Source organism: Idiomarina sp. A28L (genome assembly GCF_000218785.1).
GTDB lineage: Bacteria > Pseudomonadota > Gammaproteobacteria > Enterobacterales > Alteromonadaceae > Aliidiomarina.
Genome location: NZ_AFPO01000025.1, coordinates 105,538 through 123,107 on the forward strand (window position 1 = coordinate 105,538; position 17,570 = coordinate 123,107).

14 protein-coding genes, 4 tRNA genes and 1 pseudogene are annotated in these 17,570 nt (G+C 46.6%); 9 read left to right on the forward strand and 10 right to left on the reverse strand.

Going from position 1 to position 17,570, the window contains the following annotated elements:
* Nucleotides 1-333: 333 nt before the first annotated feature.
* Genes A28LD_RS10740 through trpA form a run of 6 tightly spaced genes read left to right on the forward strand, consistent with a single transcriptional unit; the run spans nt 334 to nt 7,151 of the window.
* Entirely contained in the window at nt 334-2,007 is a 1,674-nt protein-coding gene (locus A28LD_RS10740; protein ID WP_007421106.1) for an anthranilate synthase component 1, read from the forward strand.
* Nucleotides 2,004-2,651, forward strand: coding sequence for a glutamine amidotransferase-related protein (locus tag A28LD_RS10745; protein WP_007421107.1), 648 nt, complete (start codon nt 2,004-2,006; stop codon nt 2,649-2,651). The genes A28LD_RS10740 and A28LD_RS10745 overlap by 4 nt, the downstream gene beginning before the upstream one ends.
* Nucleotides 2,644-3,648 (forward strand): anthranilate phosphoribosyltransferase, encoded by a 1,005-nt coding sequence (gene trpD / locus A28LD_RS10750; protein WP_007421108.1) that lies wholly within the window; start codon nt 2,644-2,646, stop codon nt 3,646-3,648. The genes A28LD_RS10745 and trpD overlap by 8 nt, the downstream gene beginning before the upstream one ends.
* The gene (gene trpCF, locus A28LD_RS10755; RefSeq protein WP_007421109.1) at nt 3,645-5,102 is read left to right on the forward strand and encodes a bifunctional indole-3-glycerol-phosphate synthase TrpC/phosphoribosylanthranilate isomerase TrpF; all 1,458 of its coding nucleotides are present in this window, start codon (nt 3,645-3,647) and stop codon (nt 5,100-5,102) included. The genes trpD and trpCF overlap by 4 nt, the downstream gene beginning before the upstream one ends.
* A gap of 13 nt (nt 5,103-5,115) precedes the next feature.
* Nucleotides 5,116-6,321 carry a tryptophan synthase subunit beta gene (gene trpB / locus A28LD_RS10760; RefSeq protein ID WP_007421110.1) on the forward strand — a complete coding sequence of 402 codons (1,206 nt, stop codon included), beginning with the start codon at nt 5,116-5,118 and terminating at the stop codon, nt 6,319-6,321.
* Nucleotides 6,318-7,151: a tryptophan synthase subunit alpha gene (gene trpA, locus A28LD_RS10765; protein WP_007421111.1), complete on the forward strand. Its 834-nt coding sequence runs from the start codon at nt 6,318-6,320 to the stop codon at nt 7,149-7,151. Before trpB ends, trpA begins: the two co-directional genes overlap by 4 nt.
* Nucleotides 7,152-7,168: 17 nt before the next feature.
* Here trpA and A28LD_RS10770 read toward each other — a convergent pair whose 3' ends face one another.
* On the reverse strand, nt 7,169-8,293 hold the full coding sequence (locus tag A28LD_RS10770; RefSeq protein WP_007421112.1) for an AI-2E family transporter: 1,125 nt from the start codon (nt 8,291-8,293) through the stop codon (nt 7,169-7,171).
* 224 nt (nt 8,294-8,517) lie between these two features.
* Between A28LD_RS10770 and A28LD_RS10775 the strand changes: the two genes are divergently transcribed.
* Nucleotides 8,518-9,417 carry a TIGR01777 family oxidoreductase gene (locus tag A28LD_RS10775; RefSeq protein WP_007421113.1) on the forward strand — a complete coding sequence of 300 codons (900 nt, stop codon included), beginning with the start codon at nt 8,518-8,520 and terminating at the stop codon, nt 9,415-9,417.
* A gap of 106 nt (nt 9,418-9,523) precedes the next feature.
* Here A28LD_RS10775 and A28LD_RS10780 read toward each other — a convergent pair whose 3' ends face one another.
* Nucleotides 9,524-12,076: an ABC transporter permease gene (locus tag A28LD_RS10780; RefSeq protein WP_007421114.1), complete on the reverse strand. Its 2,553-nt coding sequence runs from the start codon at nt 12,074-12,076 to the stop codon at nt 9,524-9,526.
* Nucleotides 12,069-12,746 carry an ABC transporter ATP-binding protein gene (locus A28LD_RS10785; RefSeq protein ID WP_007421115.1) on the reverse strand — a complete coding sequence of 226 codons (678 nt, stop codon included), beginning with the start codon at nt 12,744-12,746 and terminating at the stop codon, nt 12,069-12,071. The genes A28LD_RS10780 and A28LD_RS10785 overlap by 8 nt, the downstream gene beginning before the upstream one ends.
* Nucleotides 12,747-12,779: 33 nt before the next feature.
* On the opposite strand from A28LD_RS10785, the gene A28LD_RS10790 reads away from it, so the two are divergent.
* Both A28LD_RS10790 and folK read left to right on the forward strand, forming a co-directional pair.
* Nucleotides 12,780-13,457 (forward strand): arylesterase, encoded by a 678-nt coding sequence (locus A28LD_RS10790; protein WP_237704264.1) that lies wholly within the window; start codon nt 12,780-12,782, stop codon nt 13,455-13,457.
* Nucleotides 13,454-13,777 (forward strand): annotated as a pseudogene (folK, locus tag A28LD_RS12410) (2-amino-4-hydroxy-6-hydroxymethyldihydropteridine diphosphokinase); the annotation flags it as partial. The gene A28LD_RS10790 and the pseudogene folK, both read left to right, overlap by 4 nt.
* A gap of 144 nt (nt 13,778-13,921) precedes the next feature.
* Here folK and A28LD_RS10795 read toward each other — a convergent pair.
* The 7 genes from A28LD_RS10795 to gltX all read right to left on the reverse strand — a co-directional run bounded on the left by A28LD_RS10795 (nt 13,922) and on the right by gltX (nt 17,555).
* Nucleotides 13,922-14,680 carry an SDR family NAD(P)-dependent oxidoreductase gene (locus A28LD_RS10795; protein ID WP_007421118.1) on the reverse strand — a complete coding sequence of 253 codons (759 nt, stop codon included), beginning with the start codon at nt 14,678-14,680 and terminating at the stop codon, nt 13,922-13,924.
* A gap of 188 nt (nt 14,681-14,868) precedes the next feature.
* A tRNA-Glu gene (locus A28LD_RS10805) sits at nt 14,869-14,944 on the reverse strand.
* A gap of 27 nt (nt 14,945-14,971) precedes the next feature.
* A tRNA-Glu gene (locus A28LD_RS10810) sits at nt 14,972-15,047 on the reverse strand.
* Between the two features lie 25 nt (nt 15,048-15,072).
* A tRNA-Glu gene (locus A28LD_RS10815) sits at nt 15,073-15,148 on the reverse strand.
* 78 nt (nt 15,149-15,226) lie between these two features.
* Nucleotides 15,227-15,302 (reverse strand) — tRNA-Ala (locus A28LD_RS10820).
* 181 nt (nt 15,303-15,483) lie between these two features.
* A complete protein-coding gene (gene can / locus A28LD_RS10825; RefSeq protein ID WP_007421119.1) occupies nt 15,484-16,131 on the reverse strand; it encodes a carbonate dehydratase in 648 nt (215 codons plus the stop codon).
* Nucleotides 16,131-17,555: a glutamate--tRNA ligase gene (gltX, locus tag A28LD_RS10830; RefSeq protein WP_007421120.1), complete on the reverse strand. Its 1,425-nt coding sequence runs from the start codon at nt 17,553-17,555 to the stop codon at nt 16,131-16,133. Before gltX ends, can begins: the two co-directional genes overlap by 1 nt.
* Between the last annotated feature and the right edge of the window lie 15 nt (nt 17,556-17,570).

Here is a 17,570-nt window from a genome sequence, read left to right on the forward strand (position 1 = left end):
ACAGATTTTAGCTCTGCCGTTATCGTTCGTGTATTAATTTTCACGTACAACTTTAGTTAAGTTGTAAAGCTTTTTTAGAGAAACGCACATCATGAAACAATTCGCATCTGTACAACATCATTGGTGGTGGCACTTCCTTCGCGGGTAGTGGATGCGTCTGTGCGCTTGTTATAAAGCAAATTAGAAAACAGAAATTCATTCAAAACCCGCTTATGAAGCGGGTTTTGCTGTTTTAGCATCCCGCTGAATGGGTTATAGAAGCACTAACACGAACACGTAAACGCGTTAACCACACACGCAATTATTAAACATAAAAAGGGATGCCAAACCATCATGCTTGGGAACGTAACAACCAGCACGCCAATACAAGAATTACAGAAACCGGGAAACCTATTTCCTATTTCTGTGGCTACTCAGTATCAAGCCGATCCTGTTGATGTATTGAAGCGCCTTGCACACAGCGGCGGTGAACACATTCTTTTGGAATCGGCAGAAATCGATTCTCGCCAAAATCTTAAAAGCTTGTTTATGATCGATGCCTCGCTGAAACTTGTTTGCCAAGGCCAACAGGTAACGGTAACCGCCTTAAGTGAGAACGGAGAATGCATTCTAAGTTGGTTACGGGGCGAGCTTAAAGAGTTCTTAAATGCATCAGAAGCTAGCAATAAATATTGTGTATTCGAATTTGCGTTACCGGCGAGCAACTTAACTGAGAAAGAGCGTTTAGCCGCACCCGCAAACACATTGCCACTGCGCACCTTGCAACAAAAATTAACATCGTTGCAGCCGCACCCTTTCGCTATATTTTTAGCTGGTGTATTTGCCTATGATTTATTAGCCACTTTTGAACAACTCCCAGAAGTAACCGAAGGCATAAACGATTGCCCAGATTATCAATTTTACTTAGCCGAAACACTGCTCATCATGGACCACGCAGCCCAGCAAACGGAGCTACTCGGCATACTTGCAAGCGGAGATAACGCAGAAGCTCGGCACCAACAGCTTTGCCAACGCTTGGGCGAGTTAATGAGCCGCATGCAGGCTCCATTTAGTAGTGGTTCTGATTTGTTTTCACCAGCAACAACGCGAACTGCAGAGAAAAATAGAAATAGCGTAAAACTCGATTTTGCCAATGTAACGAGCCAGCCGAAACGAGAAGAATTCAAAGCCATCGTGCTTGATATGAAAAAGCACATCGCCGCCGGCGATATTTTCCAAGTGGTGCCATCGCGCAATTTCACTCTCCCGTGTACAAATGCTTTGAATAGCTACGCGGAACTGAAAAAAAATAACCCAAGCCCCTATATGTTTTATATGCGCACCGCTGAGTTTGAACTATTTGGTGCATCGCCAGAATCGGCGTTAAAGTTTACCGCTAGTAATCGGCAGGTAGAGCTTTACCCTATCGCTGGCACCCGCAGCCGAGCTCGTGATGCTGCTGGCAACATCAAGCCAGACCAAGATTCACGTATCGAACTCGCGCTGCGTCAAGATCAAAAAGAGCTTGCCGAACACATGATGTTGGTTGATTTAGCTCGAAACGATTTGGCACGTATAGCACGCACCGGTAGCCGCTATGTTGCTGATTTACTCAAAGTAGATCGTTATTCCCACGTAATGCACCTCGTATCGCGTGTTGTAGCTACTTTGCGCGATGATCTCGATGCCCTCGATGCGTATCGCGCATGCATGAACATGGGGACTTTGGTTGGCGCACCAAAAATTAGTGCTGCCAGCCTGATTCGTGGCGCCGAAGGTTGTCGCCGAGGCAGTTATGGTGGTGCCGTGGGGTATCTAAACGGCGCTGGTGATATGGATACCTGTATTGTAATTCGCTCTGCCTATGTAAAAAATGGCAAAGCTATTGTGCAAGCCGGTGCCGGTGTTGTGTTTGATTCCGATGCCGATGCCGAAGTTGCGGAAACAGAACAAAAAGCAGGCGCGGTGCTACAAGCCATTCTTAATGCCAATCATGCACTTTCAACTGCTGCCGAGGTAAACCCATGAGCGCCGAACTAGCAACCCCAGTAGTAGAAGCTAAGGCATCTAAAGGCCATATTATCTTCATCGATAACCTCGATAGCTTCACGTATAACTTAGTTGATGAGTTAGCACAGATGGGCTTTGGTTTGGATGTTTACCGCAATACCGTAAGCACTGATTTCATTGCCGCCCGCTTAGCAGAGCAGGCCGCCGCCGGCCCCGTGCTATTATGTTTATCACCTGGCCCCGGCCACCCAAGCGATGCTGGCAATCTTATTCCTATTATTCAGCACGCCAACGGGGTTTACCCCATGCTCGGTATTTGTTTGGGCTTCCAAGCACTTATTCAGCAAGCAGGTGGTGTTGTTGATCGTTGTTTCGAAACCGTGCATGGCAAAACTAGCCATATTGATTGTAGTGAGCACCTTATCTTCGCTGGCTTATCAAATCCGCTGCCGGTGGCCAGATATCACTCATTAATGGCCACTGAAGTACCAAAGGAAGCACAAGTAATTGCCACGGTAAATAATATTCCAATGGCCTTTTATCACCCTAAACAACGTAGTATTGGGTTCCAGTTTCACCCAGAATCAATCATGACAACCGATGGCGTGCAGTTATTGCAGCAAAGTATTGAATTTTTAATGCAGGAGAAAGCAAATGCTTGAACTAGTTAAAGTGATTAACGGCGAAGTGTTGTCGATGGATGAAACTACCAAACTATTTCAGCATTTGATTGCTGGCCAGCTTACGCAGAATCAAATTGCGGCTATGCTTATTGCTTTGAAAATACGTGGCGAAACACCAGCCGAGATAGCGGGTGCAGCAAGAGCTTTATTAAACGGTAGCAAAAAATTCCCAGCACTTTCTTATGCGGTGGCCGATACCTGCGGTACTGGTGGTGATGGCAGCAACACAATTAACATTTCCACAGCTGCCGCTTTAGTTTCCGCAAGTATGGGGCTAAAAGTTGCGAAACACGGCAATCGTAGTGTTTCTTCCCGCTCAGGTTCTGCTGATGTTTTAGAATCGCTTGGTGTGCCGCTGGATCTATCGCCCGATGAAAACAAAGTGCTGCTCGATGAGTTTGGTTTTTGCTTTTTGTTTGCCCCGCATTATCACCCCGGAATTCGCTACGCCATGCCGGTGCGCCAGGAACTGAAAACACGAACCTTGTTTAACTTGCTCGGGCCACTTTTAAACCCAGCTCGCCCACAAGCTCAGCTTTTAGGTGTTTATACGCCAGATTTGTGCTTACCAATGGCAGAAACCCTGCAACTTTTAGGCTGCCAGCGAGCAATGGTAGTGAATGGTAGCGGGCTCGATGAAATAGCCCTGCATGGCCCTACTAAAGTGGTTGAGATTAATGGCGATGAGTTGCGTGAATATGAACTTAACCCAGCGGATTTTGGCGTTACTGAAGCTGGCTTAGCCAGCCTCAAAGGCGGCGATGCTAACCAGAATGCACGCATGCTAAAAGATGTATTTAATGGCCAAGGTAAAGCTGAACATGCCAATGCAATTGCCATGAATGCAGCCGCAGTGCGTTACCTTACCGGCAAAGCAGATAGCCTAAAAAGTGCTACTAATGATGTGTTAGATCATCTAGCTAGCGGCAAGGCGGGTGAGCATTTGCAGCGCATGCAGGAGGAATTTAAAGTATGAGTTTTGTTGTTCATTCCGATACGCCTACTGTGCTACAAGAAATTGTGGCCAAGCGGCAACAACGGTTAGAGGCAATGCGCGAGTATTACCCTGAAGCCGAAATTGCTGCAAGCGCCCTTGCCAGCTTAAGGCCTGTGCGTGATTTCACCGCTGCTTTAGCCGAGCCCGGCGCGCAATTTATTTTAGAGTGCAAGAAAGCTTCGCCCTCGAAAGGGCTAATTCGGCAGCATTTCGACCCCGTAGCCATTGCACGCGTTTACGCCAGTTATGCGGCGGCTATATCTGTGCTTACTGAACCCGATTACTTTCAAGGTGATTTCGCTTATTTACAAGCGGTGAGCGCACAGGTAAACACACCGGTATTGTGCAAAGATTTTATATTTAGCACTTACCAAGTGGATTTAGCCCGCTATTTTGGTGCCGATGCTATATTGCTTATGCTTTCGGTTTTATCCGATGATGAATATCGCATTTTAGCCGCCCGCGCGAACCAGCTCGGTTTACATATTCTTACGGAAGTAAGCGATGCAGAAGAAATGCACCGAGCGGCAGCGCTTCAAGCGCGTGTAATTGGTATTAACCACCGCAATTTGCGCGATCTTTCTGTAGATTTAAACCGTAGCCAAGAACTAGCGGCTATAGCTCCGAAAAATGCCCTACTCATTGCCGAATCAGGTATTGAGCAGAATTCGCAAATACGTAGCATTAGCCCGTATGTTGATGGCTTCTTAGTAGGCGGTGCGTTAACCGCTCAAGATGATATTGATATGGCCTGCCGAACGTTGATTTATGGTGAGCATAAAGTGTGCGGTATCACTAGCGAAGCGCAGGCAATTGCTGCGCGCAGTGCCGGTGCCGTTTACGCAGGATTAATTTTTGCAAAACGTTCGCCTCGCGTAGTTAATCAATTACAGGCTGAGCCCATCACCCAAGTAACCGGCTTAAACTTTGTGGGTGTGTTTAGCGTTGATGATTATGCCAGTATCGGAACCATCGAGGCCGCAGGAGCCATAGCTCAAATCGCCATTCATTTGAATCTAAGCGCGGTACAGTTGCATGATGTTGTTAACGATCAATTAATTACTGAGCTGGCTAAATTGTTTAAAGAACACGCCAACACCCACAACAAATTGATTGAAATTTGGCAAGCCCATAGTGTGCAAGAGCAGCAACCTGCATTGAACACTAGCGCATTTTTGCCGGAGGTTGCCCGCATAGTGTTCGATCATGGCCGCGGTGGTAGCGGCCAAACCTTCGATTGGCAACTGTTACCGGCCGCTCAAGAGCAACGGCAGAAAATTCAACTCGCCGGCGGTTTAAACAGAGAAAATATAGCAATGGCGGCAGCACAAAGCTGCCGTGGTTTAGATATCAATTCAGGATTAGAGCGCCAACCGGGCCACAAAGATCCGGCATGGTTGCAACAAGCATTTCGCACGATTCGGTTATATTAACGAGGTTATGACGATGAGTTCAGAACAAGTTTTAAGCCCCTATTTTGGGGATTTCGGTGGCCAATTCGTGCCAGAGATTTTGCTTCCGGCACTAGATCAGTTGGAACGCGCTTTTATTGATGCGCAAAATGACCCTGAATTTCAGGCTGAGTTTAAAAACCTGCTAAGCACCTATTTAGGCCGCCCTACGCCGTTAACCTTGTGCCAGAATTTAACCAAAGGTTCACCGGTAAAAATCTATCTAAAACGGGAAGATTTACTCCACGGTGGCGCCCATAAAACCAACCAAGTATTAGGCCAAGCATTGTTGGCAAAGCGCATGGGTAAAACTCGGATTATCGCTGAAACGGGTGCCGGCCAACACGGCACCGCAACCGCACTAGCCTGCGCCTTACTTGGGCTCGAATGTATTATTTACATGGGCCGTAAAGATGCCGAGCGCCAGCAACCCAACGTGTTTCGTATGGAATTGATGGGTGCAAAAGTTATCCCGGTAGATGCCGGTAGCGGTACCTTAAAAGATGCCGTAAACGAAGCTATGCGCGATTGGACAGCGAGCTACCCGAACACTCATTATCTTTTGGGCACCGCCGCTGGACCACACCCATTCCCAACCATTGTGCGTGAATTCCACCGTATGATTGGCGCTGAAGCGAAGGAACAAATTCTTGCTCAGGAAGGCCGTTTGCCGGATGAAGTAATTGCCTGTGTAGGTGGTGGCTCGAACGCCATTGGTATGTTTGCTGAATTTATTGATGAACCAAGTGTTCGTTTAACTGGCGTGGAGCCTGCTGGCCACGGTATTGATAGTGGTGAACACGGTGCTACCTTAAGTGCGGGTAAGCCAGGCGTATTGCACGGGTGCCGCTCATTTTTGATGCAAGATAGTGATGGTCAAATTGAAGAGAGCTACTCTGTTTCCGCCGGCCTAGATTACCCGGGCGTGGGCCCTCAGCACGCACATTTGCATTCTATCGGCCGCGCGCAATACACCAGCGTAACCGACCAAGAAGCCCTTGATGCGTTTAAAATTCTGTCCAGTGCTGAAGGTATTATTCCAGCCTTGGAGCCAGCACATGCCTTGGCCTATGCGATTAAACGTGCACAAACCAGCACCAAACCAGAAATCTTGTTAGTGAACTTATCTGGCCGTGGCGATAAAGATATCGATCACGTGCGGAAAATACTCGCAATGCAGGCACAAGGAGGTGAACTATGAATTCAAAGAACGTGAGCCAAGAACAACAACGCTATAGCAAGATGTTCGAAGCATTAGCCGAACGCAATCAAGGTGCGTTTGTGCCTTTCGTAACGCTCGCAGATCCTGATTTAGCCACCAGCGAACAAATTATTCGTACACTTATTGAAAACGGTGCCGATGCGCTTGAATTAGGCTTACCCTTTTCTGATCCGGTTGCCGATGGCCCGGTTATTCAAGCAGCGAATATTCGCGCATTAAAGCACCATGTAACTAAACAACAATGTTTTGATTTAATTGCCCGCGTTCGCGCCGATTACCCAGAAATCCCAATTGGTTTATTGGTGTATTGCAACTTAGTAGTCGCGAACGGCGCCGATGCATTCTACGCGCAAGCGGCAGCCGCGGGCGTTGATTCAGTGTTAGTTGCTGATGTGCCTGTTAAAGAAGGCGCAAGTTTTATTGCAGCAGCACATGGTGCTGGTATTCAGCCCATATTTATTGCGCCACCCGATGCTTCCCCAACTACCCTTGCGAAAGTTGCAGCGGCTAGTGAAGGTTATATCTATTTGTTAAGCCGTTCGGGTGTAACCGGTGATAATCAAGCTTCTGCAGCACCTGCTGCTGAGCTTATTCAAGCATTGCGTGATGCCGGTGGTGCGCCACCGCTGCTCGGGTTCGGTATCGCCAAGCCAGAGCACGTGCAAGCCGCTATTGCAGCCGGTGCCGCAGGTGCCATTAGTGGCTCGGCAATTGTACGGATTATTGCGGATAACCTCGACCACACACCCAGCATGCTCGAGAAATTAGGCGGGTTTGTGCGAGAAATGAAAACGGCTACTGGGAAGTAGCCGTTTCTTCACTTCTATCAAGCGCCTTTAGATGCTCTCTTTGGCGCTTTTTTTGTATCTGATTTTTGCGTTTCAACTCGAGGCTCAACATCTTCTTCATCAAGGTGCCGCACTTCATCGCCAGAAAGCAAGATAGCCAACCAGCGGGTACTTGGGCTTTCATTAAAACCAATTTTTACGCCCATGGTGAGTGGTACCGAGAGCAGCATTCCTACAGGGCCCAATAACCAACCCCAGAAGATCAACGATAGAAACACCACCAAAGTAGATAAACCAAGGCCGCGCCCCATCATTCTGGGTTCCACGAAGTTACCCATCACCACATTCACAGCCAAGAACAATAGCGCTACAAAGCCTGCCATAGCTGGATTAAATTGAATCAGCGCCATCAATATAGCGGGTATCGCTGCAATAATTGAGCCGATGTTGGGGATATAGTTAAATAGAAACGCGATAACCGCCCACAGAATAAAATGATCTACGCCCATTAGCCATAAACCAACCCCCACCAAGGCACCGGTAATAAAACTAATTAGGGTTTTTAACGCGAGATATTTGTTTATCGCCAATAATAAATGGCTCATTTGCAGCAGTTTTTTCTCTGGGCTAGGAAATGCCAGCGCGATTTTTTTCGGCATTAACGCCGCTTCACTTAGCATAAACACTACAATCAAAAGAATAATAAAAATATTCGTCATCATGTTGCCAAGCCCAGAGAGTAAATTCACCGACATCGATAATAAACGAGATGGATCGAGGTGACTCTGCAACACTTGCGCATCTAAATGAAGATTAAAACGTGCTGCTATTTCTACCAAACTTTGAAACTGTTCGGTTAATTTACCCCGATATTGCGGCATGTTAGTGGTAAATTCATTTACCGAATTCAACACTAAACCGGCAAACCCCGAGCCTAGCACTAAAATAATAACGAATATGGCGCTTATCGCTAGAATTGGCGGCAAGCCTTTTTTACGAAACCAAAAAATTACCGGTTGAAAAATAATTGCGATAAATAATGCTAATAAGAACGGAACCACAATCACGCTAGCCGCCTTTATGCTAGCTAAAATAACCATTATTGCGGCGGCTACTAAAAAAAAGCGGCTGCTGGTTAAAAGGCCTTGGTTGTGGTCTGTCATTGTACGTTCTCCGTAGTGGTAATCAGATCATTACCTTAAATAGTTTTTTAGGCATAAATTATGCACTTATAACAATATTATTAACCTATACTGAATACGATACGTTAAACCCATTCATGCGGCAATAAGCCACTGTATGCTTTTAAAATTGAAAATAACAATCTAGCCAGAATGAAGGGTAGTAACAAAACATAACCTACGCTTAACGTAGGAGGAGAAACCGTATGAAAATTCTAATCACCGGCGCTACTGGCTTAGTAGGCTCTGCCTTTATTCGTAAATATGGCGAACAACACGAAATTACCGCCCTTTCACGAAGCCCGGAAAAAGCCAGTAAGAAACTCGGTAAAAGTGTACGCGTTATAGCTAGCTTATCTGAGCTTGATAACCTAAATAATTTTGATGCTGTGCTAAACCTTGCTGGCGAGCCGATTGCAGATAAACGCTGGAGTGAGAAACAAAAAGAACGCATTCAAAAGAGTAGGTTTCGGATTACCGAGCAACTTGCGGCATTAATTCAAAACTCTGAACGGCCTCCCGAAGTATTTATCTCAGGCTCAGCTGTGGGCTTTTATGGCCGCCAAAGCACTAAGAAAGTATCAGAAACTGAAGGTACACCACATGATGAATTCAGCCATCAGCTGTGTAAACAATGGGAGCAACTCGCGAACGAAGCTGCCTCGCCAGAAACTCGGGTGTGTTTATTACGAACGGGCATTGTGGTAGCTAGTTCTGGTGGTGCTCTAAAACGTATGGCACCGCCCTTTAAATTTGGCCTAGGTGGCCCAATTGGCGATGGCCAGCAAATGATGTCGTGGATTCATATTCACGATATGGTAGCGGCCATTGATTTTTTACTGCATAAACAAAATTGTGCCGGTGCCTACAACCTTACCGCACCAAACCCAGTAAATAATGAAACCTTCTCGAAAACCTTAGCTAAGGTTTTGCATCGTCCAGCTATCTTCCGAGTTCCCGCATTTGTGATGCGCATGGCCTTTGGCGAAATGTCCGATCTTTTGCTTACCGGCCAAGCGGTTATTCCGGAACGCCTGCTGGCAGAAGGATTCAAATTCGAATACCCAGAACTTGAACCTGCATTAGCTAAAATCTACAGCCACTAACTGCAGCCACTAATTAGGGCTCAGAAAAAAACCGCGGTAGCTGATTTTTCAGCACCGCGGTTTTTATGCGCTTAGCTTACAAATAAGCGCGCTCTGTAAACGTTAATTAAGTAAGTTGGCGAATTAAATTACCGGTTTGTTGCCGCAATAACCGCCAGCAAACCGACCAACCCAGTAGCGCTACAACTCCAGCACCAACCAGTGGCCCAAGTATCCAGAAGCGCCAATGAAAGCTAGCCTCCATGTTGAACACTTGGGTTTGCAGCATGAAAATCGATAGCTCCATAGCAATGGTGGCAATCACCCCCGCAAGCGCACCTAACACTACAAACTCATACGTAATTGAACGCGTTAATAATGCGGCTCGAGCCCCTAACGTGCGCAGAATAACCAGCTCTTGCTCCCGCTCTTCCAACGAAGCTTGCACTTGCGCCACCAACACCAATGCACCAGCGCCTATCACCAGAACCATTACAAAGGTAACCGCAAGGGATACGTGATTTATCACATCACGAACCTGTTGCAGAATATCATCTACATCAATTAATGATGCCTGCGGAAACTCGCGGAACAAGCTATAAAGTTCCGGCCGCCGCTCTTCTGGCAAATGGAAACTAGCAATGTATGTAGCCGGCATGTTATCAATCAAGTTAGGGCTAAATACCATGTAGAAGTTTGGCTGCATGGTATTCCAATCAACATTTCGAATATTGGTTACCGGCACACTGAATTCATCGGCACCAATCAAAAAGGTAAGCTCATCGCCGATGCCCACACCAATACGATCAGCCACTTGTGATTCCACAGAAACACCCGTTTCACCCTCGGCAAACCACCGCCCTTCACGTAGCGTGTTTTCTTCTGGGAGATCAGCTTGCCACGTTAATTGCAGCTCACGGCCAAAGCCTTCTCGATATTCGCTATCATCGCGTTCTTCTTTACTTACCGCATCACGAACCGGTGTTCCATTTATCGCCGTTAAACGGCCAGGCACAATCGGATACATCGCTGTTGCTGGTAAGTTTTCGCGTTCAAACATCGCTTGCATTGGCGCGGCTTGCTGGTTCGCCACATTCACCACAAAATAGTTTGGGGCATCATCAGGCAATTGCCCACGCCAATCTTCTAATAACTCATGGCGTAACGCTAACACCAACAAGAACAGCATTACCGCTACCGAAAAGCTCAGCATTTGCATGCTGTTTTCTTTCGCTCTGCGTTGTAAGCCAGCCATTGCTAACCGCCAGCTGCTTCCTGCTTGCATGCCTGCTTGTCGGCTCGCCCGAATGAACAAACGGCTAATACTAAGCAACAAAGCCATAGCCAAAACACCACCGGCAAACAGTGCCAGCGAGAGCATTGCGCTACCACTATAAATCACCATCAGTAAGAAAATAGTGCCGCCAGAAATAATCCAATGTAGCCAACGAGAAAGCCCTGATGCGGTTAAATCTCTGCGCAGTACTCGCAGCGGTGGCACTTTCAATAGGCGCAGTAAAGGATACAAGCTAAACATTAAGGCGCATAAAAGCCCTGTTGCTATTGCCAATACATAAGGGCCTGAGCCGGTGGCTGGAAGCGAATAACCGAGCGCACCACTCACCCACCCCACAACAGCGGCTTGTAGGGCAATGCCGAGTATTAACCCCAATATAATGCTTGCCGAGGTCAGCAATAAAAGGTGCAGTGTAAAAATTTTCGCTACTTGCGATTTGCGCCCGCCAAGCGTTTTCATTACCGCAACCGCATCAAAATTACGCTGGGCATAGCGTTGGGCCGCCACAGCTACTGCAGTTGCGGCTAGCACTACGCCAAGCAAACTGGCGAGCAGCATAAAGCGCTCTGCACGCTCCAGAGCCGCAGAAAGTGGTGAATCGCCATCTTGTACGTTGCGCCAGCGCTGTGATACCTCATCGAGTTGTGGTAACAACCAATTCTCGAAGCGCTGTAAATCGGCAGGGCTACCTGCGAACAAATAATTGTAATTTACCCGACTGCCCGGTTGAATTAGCCCTGTGGCCGCAAGCCCATCGAAATGAATAAGCACCGTTGGGCTATCCGCAAATACATTAAAACCAGCATCCGGTTCATGGCTTAGCACTCGCGTAACAATGAACTCAGAATCACCAACCTCTAAAGTATCACCAAGATTTAAGTTCAGTTGTTGGAACAACGAACCCTGCACCCAAGTTTCCCCCGGGCCTGGCAATCCTTCAGCCACCACGCCCTGAGTGAATGGTTCATCAGCAGTTTCTAAATGCCCACGCAATGGGTAGCCATCACTTACCGCTTTCACATCAACCAACGCTAGTTCATCATTAGCAAAGGCCATGGAATTAAAGGTTACTCGCCGAGCACTTGCCACGTTCTCTTGTTGAGCCCGTTGCAACCATTCGGTTGGCACCTCATCTCCCCGGCTCCGGAGAATACGATCTGCCGCCAAAAATTCAGCACTGCGTTCCACCAGCCCCAGTTGTAAGCGCTCACTAAATACCGACAATGAAAGTACTGCACACACGGCTAACGCCACAGCAGCAGCCATAATAGTAAGTTCACCTCGGCGTAATTCGTGCTTTAATAATCGCCAAGATATTTTATGCCAATTAGTTTGCTTACCGGCATCATTGGCGCCACCAATTTCTGCGGTTCTATCACCCATTGTTCGACTCCAGCAGTTCGCCGGCGCTCAAACGTAAAATACGATCACAACGCTCAGCTAACTTATCATCGTGAGTAACCATTACTAAGGTAGTGCCATATTCACGATTTAGTTCAAACAATAGAGCTTCTACTTTGCCGCCAGTAACCGAATCGAGGTTACCAGTTGGCTCATCAGCAAACAAAATCTGCGGTTGACCAATAAAAGCGCGAGCAATGGCAACCCTTTGCTGCTCACCGCCCGATAACTGATTGGGATAATGAGTGAGCCGATCACTTAAGCCTACTTTATCTAGTAGTTCGCGAGCTTGTTTTTCTGCATTGCGGCTACCCGCAAGCTCTGCGGGTAACATTACGTTTTCCAATGCTGTTAAACTTTGAATCAGCAAAAACGATTGAAAAATAAAGCCAATTTTCTCGCCACGCAAAATAGCGCGTTGTTCTTCATCCAAATCATTCAACTTTACGTTATCAATAGTAATATCGCCGGTTGACGGCAAATCTAAACCGGCTAACAATGATAACAATGTTGATTTACCAGAGCCTGAGGTACCAACGATAGCCACCACTTCCCCAGCATTAATAGCGAGGCTAAGGGGCGAGAGAATTTGCAATTCACCAGCGGTGGTTGCAACATTGCGAGATACTGAAGAAGCTTCTATTAGGGCCATATGATTAAAAAATTCCTTACAAAACTGAGTTCCATGAAACTAGCAAAAATGATGGTGCTAGGCGCGGCTGCAATCATCATTTCAATGTCGTTCTCAATACGCGCTGCACATGCAAACGTATCACTTATGGTGTTGGGCGATAGCTTAAGCGCAGGTTATGGCCTTTCCCAAGCCGATAGTTGGGTAAGTGAAATAGCCAGAAGCTGGCAAACCAATCATCCACAACTAGCAATGGTTAACGCCAGTATTAGCGGCGAAACCACCGCTGGCGGCCTAAATCGCCTGCCCGATTTACTGGAGCGCCACCAACCCGATATGGTGTTTATTGAACTGGGTGGTAACGATGGCCTACGCGGTTTCAATTTAACCACAATGGAAGACAATCTACGGCAGATGGTTACGATCATCCAGTCCAGAAACGTTAAAGTAGCATTAAGCGAAGTTGAAATACCGCCAAATCTTGGCCGGCGTTACACAGATATGTTTAAACAAGTGTTTCATGATGTTGCCGAAGATATGAATATTCCACTCGTGCCGTTCTTTATGCGTGAAATCGCCATCGATAGCAGCTTAATGCAAAACGATGGTATTCACCCCAATTTAGCGGCACAGCCTATCATTGCAGAAATGATGGAACCACTGCTTCGCGAGCTATTAAAGCGTGAAGTGTTAAATCAGGAATTTTACGGCCACACGGAAGCTTTACAGTGATTTATTATTTAAGTTTAGGGAGCAATTTGGCCCCAAGCGAACACATTGCTCGAGCTCTGCGAGAGCTGAGTGAGCGCTATGGTTGTATTCTAGTATTACCGATTGTGCGCACAGAACCTTGTGCTATCAACTCAAGTAATGCCTTTCTAAACACCATTGCGGTGGTTTCTAGCAATGAGAGTAGCCAAGCATTAAAAGCCTGGCTAAATAGCTTAGAGGCGGAGCACGGGCGTGATCGTAACGATCCAGAACGCAGCCACAAAGATAGAACACTAGATATCGATATTTTACTCGGGCAAGAAGCTTTTGATTTCACTGTGGCAGAAACCAACCAGCAGTATTTCAGTGAACCTTATGTGCAAGCTTCTCTTCAAGCTCTACAAAACGAAACAGTTTTCGATACCGAGCAGTTCGCACACAACGTAAATACCAGTGATGTACTCCTACCCGGCGCATCTATCTCTCTAGGTCACCGAGCGGCCACCATCGATTTTGAGCACAGTAGCGGTAATATATTCATTCGCGAGAATAGCCTCGATACCCTTCTCGAGCGCTTCGAAGCCACCCTCGATCGGCAACAAGGTTTCGCTTAACACTTGTGCTTGTTCATTACTCGAATGCTCTGGCAAAAACTTTATCGGCCCCGGCTGAATCGCATTCACTCGAATTTTCGGTGCTAAACGTTTAGCGAAGCTCAGCATTAAGTTTTCTAACCCGGCTTTGGTTGAACAATATAGCGCGTATTCCTGATTCGGATTACTGGCGTAAATATCGGTAATATGAATAATGTTGCCACTCGGGCGCACTGTTTTTTCAAGCAAGCCACTTAATCCACGGTTCAGCGCCGCAGGTAGCTTCATGTGAATTTGGTAGAGCGCATCGTAGAACTCGCTAAAATCAGCCTCATGAGCATTATCCCGTTCATATATTGAAGCGTTATGCAGTAAGAAATCGAGATGCTGATAGTTTCCTTGAACGTATTCAATTACCGCGTTCACATTGCTATTACTTAACGCATCAAATTCAACAATATCAAGGTTGGAATATTGCCCGGCAAGTTCAGCCAACTCTCCTTCTCGTTTACGCGTAAGTGCAATAACACGCCACCCTTGAGCAAGGAAAGCTTTGCTCATGTGTAAACCTAAACGGCGGCCAGCGCCAGTGATTAACGCCACGGGTTGCTTGGCGGTTGCGGATGAAGTTGTTGCTGGAGAATGTGGCAAAGAGAATCCCTCAAATGAAACGCTAATAGTGCATAGCTTAACGGATTCTGAGATAAAGCAGATCACAAAAACGCAAAAACCCGCTCAAAGCGGGCTTTTTATTATTTGGTTTTCGTTTTGCGATATTCGTTTTACGCTTGTTTTGCGAAGCCTAAACTAACTTAATAAACAAGATGGTATTTTGAAAGTGGCGTCCCCTAGGGGATTCGAACCCCTGTTACCGCCGTGAAAGGGCGGTGTCCTAGGCCTCTAGACGAAGGGGACTAGTCACTTCAAAACATATCACAAAATTGGCGTCCCCTAGGGGATTCGAACCCCTGTTACCGCCGTGAAAGGGCGGTGTCCTAGGCCTCTAGACGAAGGGGACGCAGCATTTGTGAGTGTAAGCAGATTGGCGTCCCCTAGGGGATTCGAACCCCTGTTACCGCCGTGAAAGGGCGGTGTCCTAGGCCTCTAGACGAAGGGGACGCATTTCTGTTTACGCTGCAAAATTTTTCACGTTGGTTATCATTTGCCGAGATATACGCTATTTGCGTAACAAGCAAATGGTGGAGCTAAGCGGGATCGAACCGCTGACCTCTTGCATGCCATGCAAGCGCTCTCCCAGCTGAGCTATAGCCCCAGATAACCAGATTTTGCAGTTTGCCACCAGGACTTCATCCCTGACAGCGAGGCGCATTCTATGAATAGCCCGCTGAAGTGTCAACTTTTTTTTCGGACTTATTGGCCGTTCGCCTATTTTTTTACCAATATGATCTCTTTTTCAACAAATCAACCCAAATTCAGGCTAAATTGCAGAATAATTAATCATCTGATTCTTCGTCAGAATAATACTGATAAATTGGATCCAAACCTTCTTTACCGGTAATAGTAACGCCTAAATCTCGCACGAGGCCATCGCGAACACTATAGCACCAGCCGTGAATGCTGAGTTTTTGGCCGCGATCCCAAGCTTCTTGGATTATATGGTTTTTCGATAGGTTGTGTACTTGCTCAATAACGTTGAGCTCACACATTCTATCGAAGCGTTCATCATAAGGCAGATTTAACAACTTCGGTTCGTTTGTACGATAGATATCTTTGATTGGATGCAACCAATGATCCACTAAACCATGCCGGCTAGTTTCCATAGCCGCTTGCACACCACCGCAACCATAATGCCCTACCACAAGTACATGCTTGACTTGTAGGTTAAGCACCGCAAACTCAACAACCGCTAAACAGTTAAAATCTGTTTGAATCACTTGGTTTGCTACATTCCGATGCACAAACACTTCACCTGGAGCCATACCCACGATCTGGTTTGCTGGAACACGGCTATCAGAACAGCCTATCCACAAATACTCTGGCTTTTGCTGATTCACTAACCGATTAAAGTATTCAGGATCTTGTTCAAGTTGGGATTTCGCCCAACTTTTATTATTTGCCAATAAATCACGAATCTTCGGCATTAACTATTCTCCTCGCGAGCACGAATAAATTCCAGCGCGAGATCAATACGCTCTACCACTGTATGCCGCGGAATTTGCGTTAAAGTAGCATCGAGTGAAGGCGAGTTACCGCCACCAGTGGCTGCAACACGCAATGGCATCCCTACTTTACCCATGCCAATATCAAGCGCAGCGCAGGTATCTTGAATTGCTTGCTGCACGCTCTCAATTGTCCAAGTGCTCATAGCGTCGAAACGATCACGAATATCTTGTAAGGCTTCTTTCGCCACAGGCCGCAGATGCTTTTTCGCAGCTTGAGCTTCAAATTCCGTAACAGGTTCAAAGAAATAACGGCTGATTTCGGCCATTTCTTTTAATGTTTTTACACGATCTGCCTGCAGCTTAACTATCTCAACCAATGCAGGCCCGCTCTCTGTAGCCACCCCTAAACGAGCAAAATGCCATGCCAATTCAGCGGCTACTTGCTCAACGGGCAAAGTTTTCATGTAATGTTGGTTTAACCAATTCAGTTTTTCAGTATTAAATGCCGAAGCCGCTTTATTAATATCACTGAGTTTAAAAATCTTAATTAATTCTTCGCGGCTAAAAATCTCCTGATCGCCATGCGACCAACCCAAACGCACCAAATAATTAATTACCGCATCGGCCAAGTAGCCGTTATCACGATATTCAGTAACACTCACCGCACCATGGCGTTTAGAAAGTTTTTTGCCATCATCGCCTAAAATCATCGAAACATGCGCATATTCTGGAATTGGAGCACCTAGCGCTTCTAGAATGTTAATTTGCCGAGGCGTATTATTAATATGATCTTCACCACGAACAACATGAGTAATTCCCATATCCCAATCATCTACCACAACACAGAAATTGTAGGTTGGTGTGCCATCAGTACGAGCAATAATTAAATCATCGAGTTCTTTATTCGCAATCTCAATACGCCCACGAATGTGATCATCAAAAACTACCGAACCATCTTGTGGATTTAAAAAACGAATAACATAAGGCTTACCCTCGTGTTCCGCTTTTTGCTCGGCACTTAAGTTGCGGCACTTACCATCGTAACGTGGCTTCAAGCCTGCTTCCATTTGCTCTTCGCGCATTTTCTCTAACCGCTCATGGGAGCAGTAGCACTTATATGCTTTACCTTCAGCTAATAGCTCATCGATAAGCTGTTTATACCGATCAAAGCGCTGGGTTTGATAAATAGGCTCTTCATCCCACGTTAGGCCAAGCCACTGCATGCCCTCAAAAATTGCATCGATAGCCGATTGGGTTGAACGTTCGCGATCTGTATCTTCGATTCGCAGTACAAACTTACCACCAGCAGCGCGCGCTACTAGCCAAGCGTAAAGGGCTGTACGGGCGCCACCAACGTGCAAGTATCCAGTAGGGCTTGGTGCAAAACGAGAAACAACTGACATAGTTCATTTTCCTGT

Coding starts and splice junctions, on each gene's coding strand:
- A28LD_RS10740 (WP_007421106.1), top strand. CDS start 334: ATGCTTGGGAACGTAACAACCAGCACGCCAATACAAGAATTACAGAAA.
- A28LD_RS10745 (WP_007421107.1), top strand. CDS start 2,004: ATGAGCGCCGAACTAGCAACCCCAGTAGTAGAAGCTAAGGCATCTAAA.
- trpD (WP_007421108.1), top strand. CDS start 2,644: ATGCTTGAACTAGTTAAAGTGATTAACGGCGAAGTGTTGTCGATGGAT.
- trpCF (WP_007421109.1), top strand. CDS start 3,645: ATGAGTTTTGTTGTTCATTCCGATACGCCTACTGTGCTACAAGAAATT.
- trpB (WP_007421110.1), top strand. CDS start 5,116: ATGAGTTCAGAACAAGTTTTAAGCCCCTATTTTGGGGATTTCGGTGGC.
- trpA (WP_007421111.1), top strand. CDS start 6,318: ATGAATTCAAAGAACGTGAGCCAAGAACAACAACGCTATAGCAAGATG.
- A28LD_RS10770 (WP_007421112.1), bottom strand. CDS start 8,293: ATGACAGACCACAACCAAGGCCTTTTAACCAGCAGCCGCTTTTTTTTA.
- A28LD_RS10775 (WP_007421113.1), top strand. CDS start 8,518: ATGAAAATTCTAATCACCGGCGCTACTGGCTTAGTAGGCTCTGCCTTT.
- A28LD_RS10780 (WP_007421114.1), bottom strand. CDS start 12,076: ATGGGTGATAGAACCGCAGAAATTGGTGGCGCCAATGATGCCGGTAAG.
- A28LD_RS10785 (WP_007421115.1), bottom strand. CDS start 12,746: ATGGCCCTAATAGAAGCTTCTTCAGTATCTCGCAATGTTGCAACCACC.
- A28LD_RS10790 (WP_237704264.1), top strand. CDS start 12,780: ATGAAACTAGCAAAAATGATGGTGCTAGGCGCGGCTGCAATCATCATT.
- can (WP_007421119.1), bottom strand. CDS start 16,131: ATGCCGAAGATTCGTGATTTATTGGCAAATAATAAAAGTTGGGCGAAA.
- gltX (WP_007421120.1), bottom strand. CDS start 17,555: ATGTCAGTTGTTTCTCGTTTTGCACCAAGCCCTACTGGATACTTGCAC.